Source organism: Vibrio sp. J1-1 (assembly GCF_021728395.1).
Lineage (GTDB): Bacteria > Pseudomonadota > Gammaproteobacteria > Enterobacterales > Vibrionaceae > Vibrio.
In genome coordinates this window covers 71,983-89,660 of record NZ_JAKKCM010000005.1, presented here as the reverse complement: position 1 = coordinate 89,660, position 17,678 = coordinate 71,983, and the positions used below count along the sequence as shown (strand labels likewise).

Genomic DNA, 17,678 nt, shown 5'->3' with positions numbered 1-17,678 from the left:
TTGAGCGTGTTTTTAATTATTAGATTGTTAGAGTGACAGTTTATGTTTAAGAGAACAACGACTTTAGCCTAAACAAAAAAGCGGCGCTAGAGCGCCGCTTTAGAAACTGTAATTGAAATGGATTTCAATTATAGGATGTCTAGTAGTTCTACTTCGAATACTAGCGCTGCGAATGGAGGAATCGCAGCACCTGCGCCACGCTCACCGTACGCAAGGTCTTGTGGAACGTATAGTTTCCACTTAGAACCAACAGGCATTAGTTGTAGTGCTTCAACCCAACCTTTGATTACGCCCGTTACAGGGAATTCAGCTGGCTGACCGCGAGATACAGAGCTGTCAAATACAGTGCCGTCTGTTAGCTCACCGTGGTAGTGAACGCGTACAGATTTGTCTGCTGTTGGGATTTCACCAGTGCCTTCAGAGATAACTTCGTATTGTAGACCTGATTCTAGAACTTTAACTTCTGGGCGTAGAGCGTTGTCTTTTAGGAACGCTTCGCCGTCAGCTGCTGCTGCTTGCGCTGCTTCTTGACGAACAGCTTCAGCGCGAGTGTGTAGCTCTTGTAGCGCTTTGTTGATTTCGTCGATTTCAATTGCTGGCATGTCACCAACTAGTGCAGTAGCAATACCAGCTGCGATTGCATCAACGCTAAGACCTTCTAGACCAGAACCTGCTAGTTGCTGACCCATTTGCAGACCAATGCCGTAGCTTGCTTTTTGTTCTGCAGTTTCAAATTTAATTTCAGACATAAATGTCGCTCTTATTAGGAGTGTTAAAGGTCACAGGATATCAGTTTCGGACTAAGGTTTAAATGATTGGCTCAGATTGTCTCGTCTGACCATTGAGGGTGTGACTTATCTCTTACTCCAAGTGAATTTTCTGCTAATTTAATCCAAATTCCATTTTACTTGAGTGAAAAACATATACTCTCCGCGCTGGTATTTTTATACTGGCAGTAAGCATTAAGGGGTCTATCGTAATGAATCGTCGCAGAAAGAAAAAGCAGCAAGTCGACTACGTCGAGTTGATCAAACAAAAATACGCTGCTATCGACTGGAAGCAGCCGTTCAACAAAACTAAGTGGTTAGAACGCGTACAGCCAGTTACTGCGTTTTGGCAACGCCTGCCTAAATTCCATCAACGAGCATTGATGGTGTTGGTGCCACTGCTGCTTTTGATTCTTATTGTTCCGATGCCAAAGAAAACCGAAGAGTTAGTCGAGCAAACTCAGCCCGTGGATCATCAACGTGTTACGATCAATTTAAATACTCAGAGCTTGAGTCAGCAACGTACGTCTCAGAACTCAGGTCCAAAGTCTGAAAATTGGAAAGAGTATCAAGTGAAGAATGGCGATACGCTCGCGCAGGTCTTCCGCAATAACCAGTTATCCATGGCAGATCTCAGCTCACTAGTCAAAATTGAAGGTAGCGACAAGCCGCTTAGTCATATCAGACAGGGGCAGTTGATTCGCTTTAAATTTTCTGATGATGGTCAGCTTGATATGTTACAGCTCGAGAAGGGCGACCATTCTGTTATGTTCTTCCGCTTATCTGATGGAACCTTCGGACGCAATAAGTAGCGGTCTCTGATAAAACACACGGTTGAAAAAAGACGCGAGATGAACGCGTCTTTTTTGTTGGAAGAGATTTTCCTAGGGATGCAACGGTCTCTATTTACTTCGTAGTTGCTTCTCTACGCATATCGACATGCGGAATACCATCTTCAAGGTAGCAGTCTGAAACAACATCAAACCCGTGCCTTGAGTAATACTCAATGAGATGTTCCTGAGCGCCAATATCGATGGTCTGCTTAGGCCATAATGACTCACACTGCGTTAATGCTTCTTCCAGAAGTTTGTGACCTAAACCCCCGCCGCGAGCTGTCTGTTTAGTAACGACACGACCAATACTGACATTGCTGTAGGTTGTGCCAGCAGGTAGTAAGCGAGCACAAGCCACTAATGCATCATCTTGATAGCCGAGAAGGTGGTAGACTCCGTCCAGTGTATCTTTGCCATCAAGTTCTGGATAAGGGCAGGTTTGCTCTACAACAAAAACATCGACACGTAATCGCATCAGTTCGTAAAGCTGTATCGTGGTGAGTTGAGTGAAAGGCAAAGTTATCCAGGTAAGCATTCTATATTCCGTTATTGATTTTTTGTGTTACTGACTTTACTTATTTTTCTGCTAATACTCATTAACTATGGTTAATTTTAACTGGTCTTCCTGACAAATCTGGTCATAATGTGCCCTCTTTTTCATCCTACCTGAGGATATTCCCCTGTGAGCAAACAAACTTTTGACCACGTAGGGCTAAGCCCGGCGTTACTCGCGACGCTTGATTCATTGAATTACACCCACATGACGCCGATTCAGGCATTAAGCTTGCCAGCGATTCTGAACCAGCGTGATGTGATTGGTCAGGGTAAAACTGGCTCGGGCAAAACCGCCGCGTTTGGTCTTGGGGTTTTATCTAACCTCAATGTGAAGCGATTCCGTGTACAGTCTTTAGTGCTGTGTCCCACACGTGAACTGGCCGATCAGGTAGCGAAAGAAATCCGCACTCTGGGGCGTGGTATCCACAATATTAAAGTGCTGACACTGTGTGGTGGTATGCCGATGGGACCACAAATTGGTTCACTGGAGCATGGTGCTCATATTTTGGTTGGCACTCCTGGGCGTATTCTTGATCACCTTGAAAAAGGCCGAATTGATCTTTCTGAACTAAATACGCTGGTACTGGATGAGGCTGACCGCATGCTAGACATGGGCTTCCAGGATGCGCTGGACGCTATCATAGATGCAGCGCCGAAAAAGCGTCAAACGTTGCTTTTCAGTGCGACTTTTCCTGAAAAAATTGGGCAAATTGCCCAACGTATTATGCAGTCACCTGAGATGATCAAAGTGGAATCGACACACGATACCTCGAGCATCGCCCAGTACTTCTATAAAGTCGAAGGTTCGGAAGCGCGTGATGAGGCATTGGCAAACCTTCTTCTTACTCATCAACCTGAGTCTGCGGTTGTGTTCTGCAACACCAAAAAAGAAGTGCAAAGTGTAGCGGATGAGCTGCATCATCGTGGTTTCAGCGTGATTGATCTTCATGGTGATCTGGAACAGCGTGAGCGTGATCAGGCGTTGGTTCAGTTCTCGAATAAGAGCGTTTCTATTTTGGTGGCAACAGACGTTGCGGCACGCGGTTTGGATGTCGATAACCTAGATGCGGTATTTAACTTTGAATTGTCTCGCGACCCAGAAGTACACGTACACCGCATTGGTCGTACTGGTCGAGCGGGCAGTAAAGGCTTGGCGTTCAGCTTCTTTGGCGAGAAAGATGGTTTACGTGTTGCACGTATCGAAGAATATTTAGATATGGATATCCTTCCTGCGACGTTGCCAGAAAAATCAAATCAACAGCCTTACCAAGCGAAAATGGTGACGATAAATATCGACGGTGGCAAAAAACAAAAAGTGCGTCCGGGCGATATCCTAGGCTGTTTAACCGGGAAAAATGGTATTCCGGGGGCTCAAGTGGGTAAGATTCATTTGTTCCCAGTGCGTGCTTATGTGGCGGTAGAGAAGTCAGCTGCGAAGAAAGCTCTGCAAATCATCAGCACGGGTAAGATGAAAGGACGTCAGTTCCGCGCTCGTCTTCTTAAATAAGTATTTAATTTTAAGTAAAGGCTCTTCTGTTGAAGAGCCTTTTTTGTTTTTGGCTTACTGGTTGTCTTTTGCTAACCGCGCTTTAATTCGGCTCAAACTGATGGCCGTAATACCAAGATAGGCGGCAATTTGGCTATCGGTAATTCGTTGTTCTAAATCGGGGTAATGCTGGCAGAGCAACTGATAGCGTTCTTCTGGCGAGTACAGTAGCATAAAGCGTTCTTTGTGCTCTTTATTTATCAACTGTGTTTCCAGCAGTTTGAGATAAATCGAATGCTTGTCTGAACGCCAACGGTGGAGTGTTTCTATAGGTAAACAAAATAAACGACAGGCAGTGAGCGTTTCCAACAAATAGGGGGAAGGCTGATTGCTTATAACGCTTTCGAAACCTATCACCCAGTCTTTTTCCCAGTAGAACTCTTTACTGAATTCCTTACCTTGCTCTGTGAGATAGCTGGCATGGCATAACCCTTCAAGAATGAAATAGATGTGCGAGCCAAATTCTCCCTGATGGCAGAGAATATGTCTGGTTGGTAATTCGAGTTCTTGCCCATGTTCTATCAGTTGTGCGGCTTCTTGTTCGGAAAAGCCATTTTGAGTCAGGTCAGAAAATACGTCGTTTGGCATCAAGGGGTAAAAGTCTAAAAATCGTTGATGTATTCTAACGCTTCTTTCTCAACAACAGAAAGTGGCTAAATAAAAAAGCGGCCCCTGAGAGCCGCTTATATCGATAAAACCGGGATTATTGGTTCAGGTTAATTTGATAGATGGCAAAGCCAATTTCATCGGTTGCCACTTGCTTCATTGGGTATTGAGCTTTGTCTTTGATGAACTTCGCGGCTTTGTTACTTGGTGAGGTCTCAAAGCGAATATCCAGTGGTTGGTCGGATTTAATTGGCGCAAATGACCAGTTGTTGTCCGCACTTGGTGTGACTTCGCCGTTTTCTTCACTGACTCGAGAAATATAAGCCGCCACGACCGAGCGGTTCTCATCTGGCGAGTCAAACGCGATAAAGTCTGGCCCTGTGCCAGGGAAGGTGTTGCTGTACGCTCGATAGTTGTTGGTCGCGATGAGGAAGTCTTGTTTTGGGTCGAGCGGTTTGCCGTTGAAAGTCAGATTCACAATACGCTGCGAGTCTGGGTTTATCACTTTACAGCTTGCATCATACTTAGGTGCTTTGGTTACATCGATTTGATAATGAACACCGTCAATCACGTCGAAGTTGTAGGTACGGAAATTATCCCAGTCAATCAGAGACTGAGGTTGGGTGTTAGTGACATCAATCTGCTTAAACTGACCAGCGCTGCACTCTAACCATTCCTGAACTTGTTTGCCCTTCACTTTTAGCGCGACCAGTGTATTTGGGTACAAATACAGATCGGCGGCGTTACGGAAAGTCAGTTGACCTGATTCCACTTCCGTAAAGTTATTGGGATCGTTTTTACGGCCGCCTGCTTTAAATGGCGCAGCTGCACTGAGTACAGGAATGCCGTCTAAATCTGGATCGCCCTGAATAAATCGTTCAACGTAATCTTTTTGCGCCAAATTAACGATTTGAATCGTCGGGTCATCCTGAACTAAAGACAGGAAACTGTACATCACGTCATTCGCTTTACCAATCGGTTGATTAACGAATTCGCGAGTGCCTTTATGGTCTTCCTCTAATGCTTTTACGATGCCCGAGTCAGCTTCTGCCAAAGATGTCTTGCTGGCCTTGTCAAAGATTGGACGTGCTTCAGATTGCCCATCAACCACTTGCCATTTGCCATCTTTTTGTTTGATGACTAAGTCCATCACTCCGACATGACTACCCCAGCGGCCCGGCATCACTGCGGTTACACCATTAATAGTGCCATGTTCATTATCGACGCCTTGTAGGTTTTCAAACCCTTTTCCAGGGAAGACCGCATGAGAGTGGCCAAAAGCAATCGCATCAATACCTTCAACTTGGGTTAAGTAGTAAACCGAGTTTTCTGCCCCGAGTTTATATGGGTCTGTAGAAACGCCCGAGTGGGGGATTGCCACAATCACATCAGCACCTTCCGCTTTCATTTGCGGGACAAGCTTCTGAGCGGTTTCTTTAATGTCTTTGGCGAAGACTTTTCCTTCTAGGTTCTTTTTATCCCAAACCATGATCTGCGGTGGCACAAAACCAATGTAGCCAACCTTAATTTGGTGGGTTTCACCATCAGTGTCTTGCATGGTGTAGGTTTTGATCAGATAGGGGTTGAAGTAGTGCTCACCGGTTTCTTTATCAAAGACGTTGGCGTTGATGTATGGGAAGTTGGCACCAGCGAGTGTTTTTTGTAGAAAGTCCAAACCATAATTGAATTCATGGTTGCCTATATTGCCGACGTCGTAGTGAAGTTGGTTCATGGCTTTATACACGGGGTGAATTTCGCCATCTCTAATTCCTTTAGCCGCCATATAGTCACCCATAGGGCTGCCCTGAATGAGGTCACCATTATCCACTAATACGTTGTTTACAGATTCTGATTGAGCTTGTTTAACCAGAGTGGCGGCTCGGCTTAGACCAATTTGTTGTGACGGCTGGTCTTTGTAGTAGTCGTAATCCATTACGTTGGTGTGGATGTCTGTGGTTTCGATAATGCGCAGCTTGATCGTGTCAGCTATTGCGGGTCCGGCAAGCGTTAACATTCCGCTTAAAACCGCGAAGGAAATAGGATTAACAGCCAATTTCATTAGGTGCTCCAATTCAAGGGGGTAAAAGACAAATGTAACGAAATTATTTGCAACGTGATGATTTAAGTGCAGAAAACTGTGAACAAACGCATTTTACTGAACCCTTTTCATATTAAACGCCCGCTTTTTCACACTTTTGAATGAGACCAAACAAAAACTTCTTAGCAGATTTTTGAATAAAAAATGAAATTTTAGAATTTCAGGTAATATAAACGCACCGCCATAATGCACGCATACCAAAATCTATGGACGATGAGCAAACACATGGCAGCGAAAGATTCAGTCACCACTTTTCCCACATCAAAGCCTCGATTGGTTTCTGATAACCCAATGGCTGTGACAACGCGATTTGCAAAGCGCTCGCTGCAGCCTGGTGAAGTCGCACTCGTTGGTGCGGGCCCGGGTGACCCTGAACTTTTGACTGTGAAAGCACTGAACTGCTTACAGCAAGCTGATGTGGTTTTGTATGACTATCTTGTTTCTGAAGAGATCATGGCATTGATCCCAAGCGATACGATCTTAGTTTGTGTTGGCAAGCGCGCTGGACACCATAGCGTACCGCAAGAGAAAACCAATCAACTGCTGGTGGACTTTGCCAAACAAGGTTACCGAGTTGTACGAGTAAAAGGTGGCGATCCATTTGTGTTTGGTCGCGGTGGTGAGGAACTCGAAGTTCTGGCTGATGCTGGTGTGCGTTTTCAGGTTGTGCCTGGCATTACAGCGGCGGCTGGAGCAACAGCCTATGCGGGGATTCCTCTGACTCACCGTGATTACGCTCAATCCGCCATTTTTGTCACTGGTCACTTGAAAGAAGAAAGTGATGAGATGGATTGGTCGACACTGGCTCGCGGCAATCAGACTTTAGTGATCTACATGGGACTGATGAAATCACACTATATTCAAAATCAGCTTATTAAACACGGTCGCTCAGCCTCAACGCCGATAGCTATTATCGAACGGGGTACGCAAATAGAACAGAAAGTATTTAAGGGAGAATTGTCCCAACTATCTGATTTATCGAAGGATGCTCAATCTCCTTCTTTAATCGTGGTAGGTGAAGTGGTGCGATTGTCTCAAAAATTAGACTGGTTTTTGTCTAGTACAGAGTTCAACAAAAGTGCTATTGCCAGCTCCATATAATTTCAGTCCAAAGATTAGAGACGTAATGCGCCTTCAAGCTTAAAAGGAAATACAAAACATGGACCAACAACGTTTAACTCACCTTAAACAACTCGAAGCGGAGAGTATTCATATCATCCGTGAAGTTGCGGCTGAGTTTGGTAACCCAGTCATGATGTATTCGATTGGTAAAGACTCATCAGTGATGTTGCACCTGGCGCGTAAAGCGTTTTACCCGGGTAAAATTCCATTCCCACTTTTGCATGTCGATACGGACTGGAAATTCCGCGAGATGATTGAGTTCCGTGACCGTACTGCAGAAAAATACGGTTTTGAGCTTTTGGTTCATAAGAACCCAGAAGGTCTTGCGATGGGTTGTAGCCCATTTGTTCACGGTTCTTCAAAGCACACAGACATCATGAAGACTCAAGGTCTTAAGCAAGCACTAAACAAATACGGTTTTGATGCGGCATTCGGCGGTGCTCGTCGTGATGAAGAAAAATCGCGAGCGAAAGAGCGTGTGTATTCATTCCGTGACAAGAACCATACGTGGGATCCGAAAAACCAACGTCCAGAGCTTTGGAAAACCTACAACGGTCAGGTTAACAAAGGCGAGAGCATTCGCGTGTTCCCTCTATCAAACTGGACAGAATTGGATATTTGGCAATACATCTATCTAGAAAATATTGAGATCGTACCGCTTTACCTTGCTGACAAGCGTCCGGTTGTCGAGCGAGATGGCATGTTGATCATGGTTGATGATGACCGCATGGAGATTCAGCCAGGTGAAGTAGTAGAAGAGAAGAGTGTTCGTTTCCGTACTTTAGGTTGTTACCCGTTAACCGGCGCGATCGAATCCGAAGCCAATACGCTGACGGGCATTATTGAAGAGATGCTGGTGGCAACATCGAGTGAGCGTCAAGGGCGAGCGATCGACCATGATCAATCAGGATCGATGGAACTTAAAAAACGTCAAGGTTACTTCTAAAGGATCTAAGGAAAGATAATGAACAGTGCAGTTGAAGCTCAATTAGCCGAGCTTGGTATCGAAGGCTATTTAACACAACACCAGTACAAGTCTTTACTTCGATTTCTGACTTGTGGTTCTGTTGATGACGGTAAGAGTACCCTTATTGGTCGCTTACTCCATGACTCAAAACAAATTTATGAAGATCAGCTTGCGGCCGTGCATTCAGATAGCCAACGTGTAGGTACAACAGGTGAAAAGCCTGATTTAGCCCTACTTGTTGATGGTCTGCAGGCAGAGCGCGAACAGGGGATCACCATTGATGTGGCTTACCGTTACTTCTCAACGCAGAAGCGTAAGTTCATCATCGCCGATACTCCTGGGCATGAGCAATACACTCGTAACATGGCAACAGGCGCTTCGACGTGTGATTTAGCCGTGATTCTTGTTGATGCACGTAAAGGCATTCTTGATCAGACTCGTCGTCACTCATTCATTTCAAACCTATTGGGCTTGAAGCATTTCGTTGTCGCGATCAACAAAATGGATCTGGTTGACTACTCGCAAGCGCGTTTTGAACAGATTCGTGATGAGTACCTTGAGTTTTCTGAAAAGCTGACCGGTGATATTGATATTCAAATCATTCCGATTTCAGCACTTGAAGGCGATAACGTGGTAGACAAAGGTGACAATCTGGATTGGTTTGAAGGCCCGTCACTACTAGAGTTGCTTGAAACTGTTGATGTTGACTACGAGAAAGGCAGTGGTGAATTCCGTTTCCCAGTTCAGTACGTGAACCGTCCTAACCTCGACTTCCGTGGTTTCGCTGGCACGATTTCTTCAGGTTCAGTGAAAGTGGGAGACAAGATTAAAGCGCTTCCATCAGGTAAAACGTCGACAGTTGCACGAATCGTCACTTTCGATGGTGATATCGAAGAAGCACGAGCAGGCCTTGCCGTAACGCTGACTTTGAGTGATGAAATCGATATTAGCCGTGGAGATCTGATTGTTTTAGAAAATGCTCAGGTAGAAACCACAAACCATCTTCTTGCAGACGTTGTGTGGATGACCGAACAGCCACTTCAACCGGGTCGTGATTACGATATTAAGATTGCGGGTAAGAAAACAGTTGGTCACGTTGAGACGATTCGCCATCAATACGACATCAATAACCTTTCTAGCCATAGTGCGGCTGAATTGCCACTGAATGGTATTGGTTTGTGTGAGTGGTCATTAAACGAGTCTGTTGCACTTGATAATTACCAAGACTGTGCAGACACGGGCGGCTTCATCATTATTGACCGTCTGACTAACGTTACCGTTGGTGCGGGTATGGTGAAAGAAAGCCTAGCATTGGTAGAGCGTGACTTGACTGGTATCTCTGCATTTGAACTGGAGCTTAATGCACTGGTTCGCAAACACTTCCCGCATTGGGAAGCTAAAGACCTAAACCAATTACTTAAAAAGTAAATGGTGTTACTGAGCAGTGAAGGAGCCAATGTGGCCTCTTTTTCTGCTCAGGTTTTTAGTCCGACTGAGTTGCGAAATGCAGTCAGGCTCTTTCCTCCAGAAACCAGAATGCACTGTGAAGTGTGAGTCATTCTGGCTTTCTTTTTCGCTTGTTTTGCTCTGGTTACTTATTTTCTCGCTCTGCAACATGTGATGTGCAGTGGCTGTTTTCGCCCCAAACGGGCTATTTGGTAAGGAAAGGCTATGTGGGAACAAGGATTTGTATTAGCGATTTTGCTTGGCATTATCACTTGTTTGCTTGTCACGAAAATTAAGCCTAGTTATGTTTTTGCTGGTGCAGCCTTTATTTCGTTTCTAGCTGGTATGATGGATTTGACATCCATTGCCTCTAACTTTACCAACTCGTCATTACTAACCTTAGTGTTACTAATACTTGCGTCGTGTGCTTTAGAAAAAACGCTTCTTATCAGCTGGGTCAGTCGCAGTATCTCTGAAGGACGTTTAGGTAGTGTTATCGCTAAGTTGGGACTCTCTACGGCGTTGTTATCATCGTTCACCAACAATACGGCTGTTGTCGTATCTCTGATTGGCGCCATCAAACGAAACCAGCAGCATGCGCCGTCAAAGCTATTAATCCCACTTTCATACGCGGCGATTTTGGGCGGCACATTGACCTTGATCGGTACGTCGACCAACCTCATTATCAACAGCTTTGTGGAAGATGTAGGCTTACCTAGCTTAGGATTTTTTACCCCGACGCTGATTGGTTTAGCTGTTCTGGCTGGTGGGTTACTGATTTTGATTCCACTGAGCTACCTGCTGCCGAATTATGACGATCAAACTCAGGAAGATCTGCCTTATTTCCTTGAATCACGCGTTGAACCAGGCTCGCCATTAGTGGGGCGCACCGTTAGCGAAAATAATCTACGTGCGTTACGCAAACTGTTCTTGGCAGAAGTCATACGTGATGGCGTTACTGTCTCGTCAGTCGGTCCGGAGTTTGTGCTCAATGCCAAAGATCGCCTACTGTTTTGTGGGGATGTAGAAAGTGTCGCGACGCTGCAAGAAATTCCCGGGCTGACGCTGTTTGGTCATCAGCACTTGAATGGACAAAATTTTCGTGAAGTTGTCGTCAGTTCTTCTGCTACTTTTTGTCATAAAACTCTAAAAGAAAGTCGATTTCGTGACCGTTTTGATGCGGTTGTTGTCGCAATTCGCCGTGGCCATGAGCGACTCGAAGGCGGGTTGGGCAGTATAAAATTAGCCCCGGGTGACACTTTAGTGTTGGTTCCGGGTAAGCGATTTGAATCTGAGCGTCGCGCGCATCGTAAAGAGTTCGTATTAGTTCATGATTTGGACTCCAGTGCTCGTCTGGACGCGAACAAATCATCTATCGTATTGCTCGGTTTCGCTGCGGTCATTGGCTGTGCGTTGCTGGATTTGGTGCCAATCATAAAAGGGCTTTCGGTTTACATTATTTCCCTGTTGGCGTTTGGCATTATACAAGTTTCAGAGCTGCGACGACGTTTTCCTATTGATATTGTCGTGATTGTCGGCTCCGCGCTCTCGATTGCTCAGTTAATGATCTCCTCTGGCTTATCCGTCAGGATGGGGGAGATGTTTATTCAGGCCTTTAACGGTTGGGGCGTTTTGGGGGCATTGATCGCGACGTATATTATGACGCTGGTGTTAACTGAATTAGTCACCAATAACGCCGCCGCCGCGCTTTCTTTCCCTATTGGCTATAGTATGGCGATAGGGTACGGCGTCGATCCTATGCCATTCATCATGGCGGTATTGTTTGGTGCAAGTGCAAGCTTTATTTCTCCCTACGGATATCAAACTAACTTGTTGGTTTACAGCGTAGGTAATTACAAATTGACCGATTATGTGCGAATTGGTGTGCCGATTTCTATTGTGTATTCCGTATTAGTACTGACACTGATTCCGGTCTTCTTTCCTTTTTAATTCCGATATTTACAAGGATACGTTATGACAGCCGACACCACGGTAAAAGATGAAAACATTGTTTGGCATCAGCACTCGGTCGATAAACAGTTTCGTGCTGACTTAAAGCAACAAAAACCAGCAGTGCTCTGGTTTACGGGCTTATCTGGTGCGGGTAAATCAACGGTAGCGGGCGCATTAGAAAATCGCCTTGCCGCGCTTGGTTACCATACCTATTTACTTGATGGTGATAATGTTCGTCATGGTTTATGCAGTGATTTAGGCTTTTCCGAGCAGGATCGTCGCGAGAATATTCGCCGCATTGGAGAACTGGCTAAATTGATGGCCGATGCTGGTTTGATTGTGCTGTCTGCCTTTATCTCTCCTCATCGAGCTGAGCGCCAACTGGTGCGTGATTTATTACCTGAAGGTGAGTTTATCGAAGTGTTTGTCAATGCATCTCTAGCGGTGTGTGAAGGACGTGATCCTAAAGGGTTGTACCGTAAAGCTCGCGCGGGAGAAATTCCAAACTTCACGGGTATTGACTCCGAATATCAAGCACCTGAAAACCCAGAAATAGATTTACCTGCGGGAGAAAAGAGTGTCGATGAGTTGGTAGAACTGTGCATCAATGACTTAAAACAGCGTGGTGTGATCCGCTAAATAAGCATTTAGATCATGGGTGACTAAAAGGTCGTGAAGTGTTTAAAGAGCTTTTGGAACATAGGTGACCAAAAGCTCTTAAAGTACAACTAAACGGTATGATCTACGCGACTGTGTGATTCCGTGTGTACAGTAAATTTATGATTTATAAGCGCGAGCAATTGATCGTAGTACTCTGTATTAGGTTTGTTGCCGAGCAGTTTGCACAGTTCGTTGCCCGTTAAGGTAAATCGATAGTAAAGCAACCTTACTCCTTTGGTGTTGGCGTGGAGTGATAAGTTTTTACCTTGGTACGAGAGTATTAAGGGAGTTTCAACACCGATTTCTCCAGACTCGATCTCGGTACTGTGCAGCAGCCCCAACTCAATCAACACTAACAAGCTGGAATAAGGGAGTTGGAACGTCCCCATATTGAGGTTGCTGGTGGTATCCCGCTTACCAAAGCTGAAAATACCGTTATGGGCTTTATAACCAATCAATAATTTGCGGCTGCCATCGCCACCAAAGCTGCAAGCCAAAGAGGCTGCTCTTTGCAGTGTTTGGGCTTCTTTTGGTGACATGTCTTTGAGGGCTTTAAGCGCCTTCATCGATGTTGATCCGGGATTGATGACTTCACGTTTGAGTATCTGCGCCCAGAGCTTTTGCATTGAGCTGTTGTGAATATCCTGCGCCATGTCGAAAAAGCGGTACAACCAATCCGGTTCTGGCTCACCCGCTGTTTCATCGCGGCAGGCGTTATGGGCTAATTTTAAAACCTGTTCCAGGTTCTTTTGCCGTTGCTCTTGACGCCGTTGCTCACACAGTTGAGCTCTTTCAAGGGCAGACTTCTTCGGAGTGTCAGCTTGAAGCAATGCATCGAACCCATAACTTTGCGCAATGTTATGAATTTGGCTGGCACTGTCTTTGATATAGCTGTTTTTCTTGTCGTTTTTAGAACGTTGTTCGGAGTGAGGCTGGTGTACCATTTCGCTAGGTTGCTTTGCTGATTCTGCCATTGATGTTCCTACTCAGTGAGTTATGAGTAACGCTTGCCTCAATTTACCTCTTAATCTGTCTAACGACCAGAAAGTGTACTTCAAAATTTGATCAAATTAAGCTATCCAAAATGATAATGAATTGTTAAAGTTGTTATCGTTACTTTGGAGGGGCAATGAAGTTCTCAGAAGAAAGCAAACTGAAAAAGCACCTGTCGATAGCGTTTCTTTTGATTCTCTATGTGGGCGTTTTAGGGTATCTGTCTCGCTATATCATTTAGCTTTGGATTAAAAAATGGCGCCGAAGCGACGCCATTGTTGTATCTGAAAAGACGGGATATTACATATCGTCGTAACTTTCTATTTTCGTCCCTTCTATCAAATATGCGGTTTGAGCTAGCTCATGGCTAATGACTTCTGTTTTAAGCGTCCCGACGACGTAAACAACATCCCATAGCTCCTGAACTGGCGCCCCTTCTGGGAACTTCACGTAAATGATTTGATTTGGTGGTGGTGGTGGAACGTGAATACATGCGCCGAAGTAGGGTACCAACAGAAACTCAGTCACTGTGTTGGCATCACCTTCTAGCGGGATCACAAATCCCGGTATTTTTACCAGACTGCCATTCAACTCCGTTCTTACACTGCCAATCTTAGATTGTTGTGCGGCACCACCGCTATGCTCTGACGCCGACGGCATGCCGACACTGTCAAACAGTTTCCGTTCCGATTCGGGAACCAGATCAAGCCAGTCGAGTTTCAATGGATCTTCACTTGCCATTGCCGGGGTCGTAAAAGAAATCACCAGCAAGCAGCTAGCGAATATTTTTTTCCACATTTGTTTAAATCCTTATTGTCATTCCATCACTCAGAGATTGTCGATAAGCGCGTAGTGCAGGGATGAAACCAATCATAATACCAGCACATTGTACAAAACTGAGTAGCATCCATTCATATGAAGAAAGAAAGCTTAGTGTTAGATGTATACCATAATGTTGCTGCATGATGGGTTGCAATAGAGCCAGAATCGAATAAAGACCAGCCACCCCAGTAATAATACCGGCTGTTGTTAGTAAACTAGCTTCGCTTATCAGGAGTGAGAACACATGGCGTGGTCTTGCTCCCATGGCACGCAGAATAGCCATCTCTCGGCGTCTCTCCTGTAAACTGGTCAATAGGCTGCTTAGCATGCCAAGTAAACCGGCTACGACGACAAAACCTGATACTGCCATTAATGCTTGTTCTGCGACTGACATCATTCCCCACAATTCATGCAGCGCAACGCCCGGCATGATCGCGCTGAGCGGCTCTTGCGGGTAGGTATTGATTTGTCTTTGTAAGGCGAACGTCTGAATGCGTGATTTTAAACCGACGAGCATGGCGGTGATCTGCTTCGGTTGAAAATCGACGGTTTTTAAATCTTCGGCCTTTGGTGTTGCACCTAAATTCGCACCACTTTCCCAGCCTACGTGAATGGCTTCAATCGCTTCTAAAGAAACGTGAACAGTTTTATCTACTGGTGTGCCCGTGGGGGCTAAAATGCCCACGACTTTGAAAGGCAGGTTGTCATGGCGGCTAAAGCCCACATCACTGATGCCATGGGCAATGATGATCTCGCTACCTATCTGGTAACCCAGTGCTTTAGCAACATCTGCACCAATGACGGTTTCAAATAATCCATTGAACTCTAGACCTTTTTCGAAAGTAAGTGGTTGCTTACTTCCATACTTGAAATGCTCGAAGTAACTGTGGTTGGTTCCCATGACACGAAAGCCTTTGTGGGAGTCACCCAGAGAAATTGGGATAGCCCAATCCACAGAGCGGTGCTGGCTGAATTCCTGGTAGCTCTTCCAGTCGATGTTATTGGTGGCATTGCCGATTCGAAATACCGAATAAAGTAATAAGTTTACCTGACCTGAGCGGCCACCAATTATTAAGTCGGTGCCAGAAATCGTATTGGCAAAACTGTCTTTTGCCTGTGTACGAATGCGCTCGACACCAAGTAGCAAAACCACAGAAATCGCAACGGTCATCACGGTGAGTAATGCGGTCGCTTTACGGTTTATCAAACTCTTCCAGGCAAGGCTGATAACGACAGTCATGATAAACCTCCTAACGAATTCGCTTGGTTTATTTCAGGGAGATTAATAGTGCGGTTAAACAAAGGCTCTAAGGTTGGATCATGGCTGACAAATACCAATGTCGCGTTGACTTGATTGGCTTGTTCCATGAGCAGCTCAATAAACGCCATCCTATTGTCATGATCCAAAGCGGAGGTTGGCTCGTCAGCAATCACTAACGCTGGATGCCCCATCAACGCTCGTGCTGCTGCAACGCGCTGCTGCTGGCCGATACTCAACTCGGAGACCGGACGCGAATGCAGGCTTTGTGGCAAATGCAGTCTTTCTAATAATTCCGAAGCCTGTTCAGTTAGCGCCTCATGGCTGGCATTCGCTGCAATACGGTTACGTCTCACTTTGCTGAATTGGCACGGCAGCAAGACATTTTCAACCACGTTCAGGTAGGGTAATAAATTGAATTGCTGGAAAATATAGCCAATATGGTCTGCACGAAACTTGTCTCTTTGGCTTGCAGACAGTGTCGATAAATCGGTATCCAGTACCGATAAAGTACCCGCACTCAATGTGTTAATGCCGGTCAGCAGCGCGAGAAGCGTCGACTTACCACACCCGCTAGGCCCTTTGATGAATACATGCTCACCGGGCATGATACGTAAGTGAGGGATATCGATGGTAGCGATGTCTGAACCCGGCCAAATAAACTGGGCGTTATTGAGTTCAACAACGCTTGATATTGAATCAGTCATAGAAAGTTACCAAAGTAATAGCGTGTAAGTGGGTACTTACACGCTATGCGGTTTATTTGATTACGATTTCGGCGTTGCCTTTGTTCAAGCTAGTCGCTGATTGCGTGGTATCCGTGAACAGGTTAACGCTGACTGACTCTGTGTTTGGGAATTGATTGAACCAAGCCGTTTTGATTGTGCTCAGATCGCTGACCTTTTCACAGTTGAAGCGGTATTGCGCAGAGAATTCGCCATGGCTGCTGTGTTCATCATGCTCGTGACCTTCGTGACCTTCGTGACCTTCGTGACCTTCGTGACCTTCGTGACCTTCATGCTCATCGTGGTGTTTATGCTCGTCATGTGCGCTGTGATCATGGCCTTTGTGTTCATCATGGTCGTGACCTTCATGAGCAGCATGATCATCGTGGTGTTCATGTTCGTCATGGTCTTTGTGTTCATCATGTTCGTGACCTTCGTGGTCATGTTCGTCGTGAGAGCCACCAAGGGTATGCTCTACATGTACATCTGCGATGTCACACTCAGCTTGTGAGTTGATAGTAAAAAGGCTGCTGGTATCTTCCAGCTTTGCGATCGCTTGTTTTAATTGCTGCTCTTGCTCTGCGTTCTCTGGAGCGTGTTCGAAACCAACCACGTCGGCGCCCGGAGCGGTGATTTCAACTAACAAATCTTTGCCGTCTTGTGCAATGTTAAACTCTACATGGCCATGCTCGTGCGCATTGTGTTGTCGATATTCTTCTGCCATTGCTGTTGTAGACAGAGACAAGCCGATAACAAGAGCCAAAGTGTGTTTAGATGGCATTTTACTTTCCTAATTTTGCGTCTATCAATTTGAATGATTATGCATTCCAGTTGATATTAAGTCTTTTAATACATTGTTAAAAGCCGCGAATGTGCGAGCAAATAACACTAAATATTTTGAGTTGAGGAGAGATGAGCAAAATCAGGCGGAGCGCGGGCAGAACTGTGCACTTTTTCAGTGTGGAGTGAGCTTTCGGCTACATCATGAAACTTGAGCCGAGTGTAAGTCTGGGCTGTTATGGTGGGTAGAGCTTTTGCCAGACCATGGTGAGTCCCGGCAAACATTTGACAGTGATGGTGCGTGTGGTGCTCAGGCGTTACATCCAATTGATGAAAAAGGCTGGCAAAATTCCATACGATCAGCAATGCCGTACTGAAAAGTACAACAGTACGATAGCAATGTTGAAATGTTGTTTGCCTGGAGAGAACCATCATAGTGCCTGAGACCCAATTGAGTGTTATAATATAACACTCATTTTTGGTAAAAGTTTACTCTTTTGTCAGTTAAGGGAAAATTCAGGCCATGCTGAGGAGCTGACTCCTTGCA

17 protein-coding genes are annotated in these 17,678 nt (G+C 45.4%); 7 read left to right on the top strand and 10 right to left on the bottom strand.

Annotated features, from left to right (window positions below; genetic code table 11):
- Positions 1 to 128: 128 nt before the first annotated feature.
- The gene (locus L3V31_RS09670) at positions 129 to 749 is read right to left on the bottom strand and encodes an FKBP-type peptidyl-prolyl cis-trans isomerase (RefSeq protein WP_237315868.1); all 621 of its coding nucleotides are present in this window, start codon (positions 747 to 749) and stop codon (positions 129 to 131) included.
- A 230-nt stretch (positions 750 to 979) separates the two neighbouring features.
- Here L3V31_RS09670 and L3V31_RS09665 point away from each other — a divergent pair, with 230 nt between their 5' ends.
- Complete coding sequence (locus L3V31_RS09665) at positions 980 to 1,579, top strand: LysM-like peptidoglycan-binding domain-containing protein (protein ID WP_237315867.1); 600 nt, start codon at positions 980 to 982, stop codon at positions 1,577 to 1,579.
- A 94-nt stretch (positions 1,580 to 1,673) separates the two neighbouring features.
- Here L3V31_RS09665 and L3V31_RS09660 read toward each other — a convergent pair whose 3' ends face one another.
- On the bottom strand, positions 1,674 to 2,135 hold the full coding sequence (locus L3V31_RS09660) for a GNAT family N-acetyltransferase (RefSeq protein WP_237315866.1): 462 nt from the start codon (positions 2,133 to 2,135) through the stop codon (positions 1,674 to 1,676).
- 147 nt (positions 2,136 to 2,282) lie between these two features.
- On the opposite strand from L3V31_RS09660, the gene dbpA reads away from it, so the two are divergent.
- Positions 2,283 to 3,662: an ATP-dependent RNA helicase DbpA gene (gene dbpA, locus L3V31_RS09655; protein WP_237315865.1), complete on the top strand. Its 1,380-nt coding sequence runs from the start codon at positions 2,283 to 2,285 to the stop codon at positions 3,660 to 3,662.
- 54 nt (positions 3,663 to 3,716) lie between these two features.
- On the opposite strand, the gene L3V31_RS09650 is transcribed toward dbpA, so the two are convergent.
- Together L3V31_RS09650 and L3V31_RS09645 are read right to left on the bottom strand one after the other, a co-directional pair.
- Positions 3,717 to 4,289: a Crp/Fnr family transcriptional regulator gene (locus tag L3V31_RS09650; protein WP_237315864.1), complete on the bottom strand. Its 573-nt coding sequence runs from the start codon at positions 4,287 to 4,289 to the stop codon at positions 3,717 to 3,719.
- 115 nt (positions 4,290 to 4,404) lie between these two features.
- Positions 4,405 to 6,366, bottom strand: a complete 1,962-nt coding sequence (locus L3V31_RS09645) for a bifunctional 2',3'-cyclic-nucleotide 2'-phosphodiesterase/3'-nucleotidase (RefSeq protein WP_237315863.1) — start codon at positions 6,364 to 6,366, stop codon at positions 4,405 to 4,407.
- A 264-nt stretch (positions 6,367 to 6,630) separates the two neighbouring features.
- Here L3V31_RS09645 and cobA point away from each other — a divergent pair, with 264 nt between their 5' ends.
- The 5 genes from cobA (at position 6,631) to cysC (ending at position 12,532) form a co-directional block, all read left to right on the top strand.
- Entirely contained in the window at positions 6,631 to 7,506 is an 876-nt protein-coding gene (gene cobA / locus L3V31_RS09640; RefSeq protein WP_237315862.1) for a uroporphyrinogen-III C-methyltransferase, read from the top strand.
- A 58-nt stretch (positions 7,507 to 7,564) separates the two neighbouring features.
- Complete coding sequence (gene cysD, locus L3V31_RS09635; RefSeq protein WP_014230681.1) at positions 7,565 to 8,473, top strand: sulfate adenylyltransferase subunit CysD; 909 nt, start codon at positions 7,565 to 7,567, stop codon at positions 8,471 to 8,473.
- 18 nt (positions 8,474 to 8,491) lie between these two features.
- Positions 8,492 to 9,922 (top strand): sulfate adenylyltransferase subunit CysN, encoded by a 1,431-nt coding sequence (cysN, locus tag L3V31_RS09630; RefSeq protein WP_237315861.1) that lies wholly within the window; start codon positions 8,492 to 8,494, stop codon positions 9,920 to 9,922.
- A gap of 243 nt (positions 9,923 to 10,165) precedes the next feature.
- Complete coding sequence (locus L3V31_RS09625; RefSeq protein ID WP_237315860.1) at positions 10,166 to 11,890, top strand: SLC13 family permease; 1,725 nt, start codon at positions 10,166 to 10,168, stop codon at positions 11,888 to 11,890.
- 24 nt (positions 11,891 to 11,914) lie between these two features.
- Positions 11,915 to 12,532 (top strand): adenylyl-sulfate kinase, encoded by a 618-nt coding sequence (gene cysC, locus L3V31_RS09620; protein WP_237315859.1) that lies wholly within the window; start codon positions 11,915 to 11,917, stop codon positions 12,530 to 12,532.
- 89 nt (positions 12,533 to 12,621) lie between these two features.
- Here cysC and L3V31_RS09615 read toward each other — a convergent pair whose 3' ends face one another.
- The 6 genes from L3V31_RS09615 to L3V31_RS09590 form a co-directional block, all read right to left on the bottom strand.
- Positions 12,622 to 13,527, bottom strand: coding sequence for a TIGR03899 family protein (locus L3V31_RS09615; protein ID WP_237315858.1), 906 nt, complete (start codon positions 13,525 to 13,527; stop codon positions 12,622 to 12,624).
- Between the two features lie 319 nt (positions 13,528 to 13,846).
- Positions 13,847 to 14,344, bottom strand: a complete 498-nt coding sequence (locus L3V31_RS09610) for a DUF3299 domain-containing protein (protein ID WP_237315857.1) — start codon at positions 14,342 to 14,344, stop codon at positions 13,847 to 13,849.
- Between the two features lie 4 nt (positions 14,345 to 14,348).
- Positions 14,349 to 15,608, bottom strand: coding sequence for an FtsX-like permease family protein (locus tag L3V31_RS09605; protein WP_237315856.1), 1,260 nt, complete (start codon positions 15,606 to 15,608; stop codon positions 14,349 to 14,351).
- The gene (locus L3V31_RS09600; protein ID WP_237315855.1) at positions 15,605 to 16,333 is read right to left on the bottom strand and encodes an ABC transporter ATP-binding protein; all 729 of its coding nucleotides are present in this window, start codon (positions 16,331 to 16,333) and stop codon (positions 15,605 to 15,607) included. The genes L3V31_RS09605 and L3V31_RS09600 overlap by 4 nt, the downstream gene beginning before the upstream one ends.
- Before the next feature lie 52 nt (positions 16,334 to 16,385).
- Positions 16,386 to 17,132: a DUF2796 domain-containing protein gene (locus tag L3V31_RS09595; protein WP_237315854.1), complete on the bottom strand. Its 747-nt coding sequence runs from the start codon at positions 17,130 to 17,132 to the stop codon at positions 16,386 to 16,388.
- Positions 17,133 to 17,239: 107 nt separating this feature from the next.
- Positions 17,240 to 17,563, bottom strand: coding sequence for a DUF2607 family protein (locus L3V31_RS09590; RefSeq protein WP_237316083.1), 324 nt, complete (start codon positions 17,561 to 17,563; stop codon positions 17,240 to 17,242).
- Between the last annotated feature and the right edge of the window lie 115 nt (positions 17,564 to 17,678).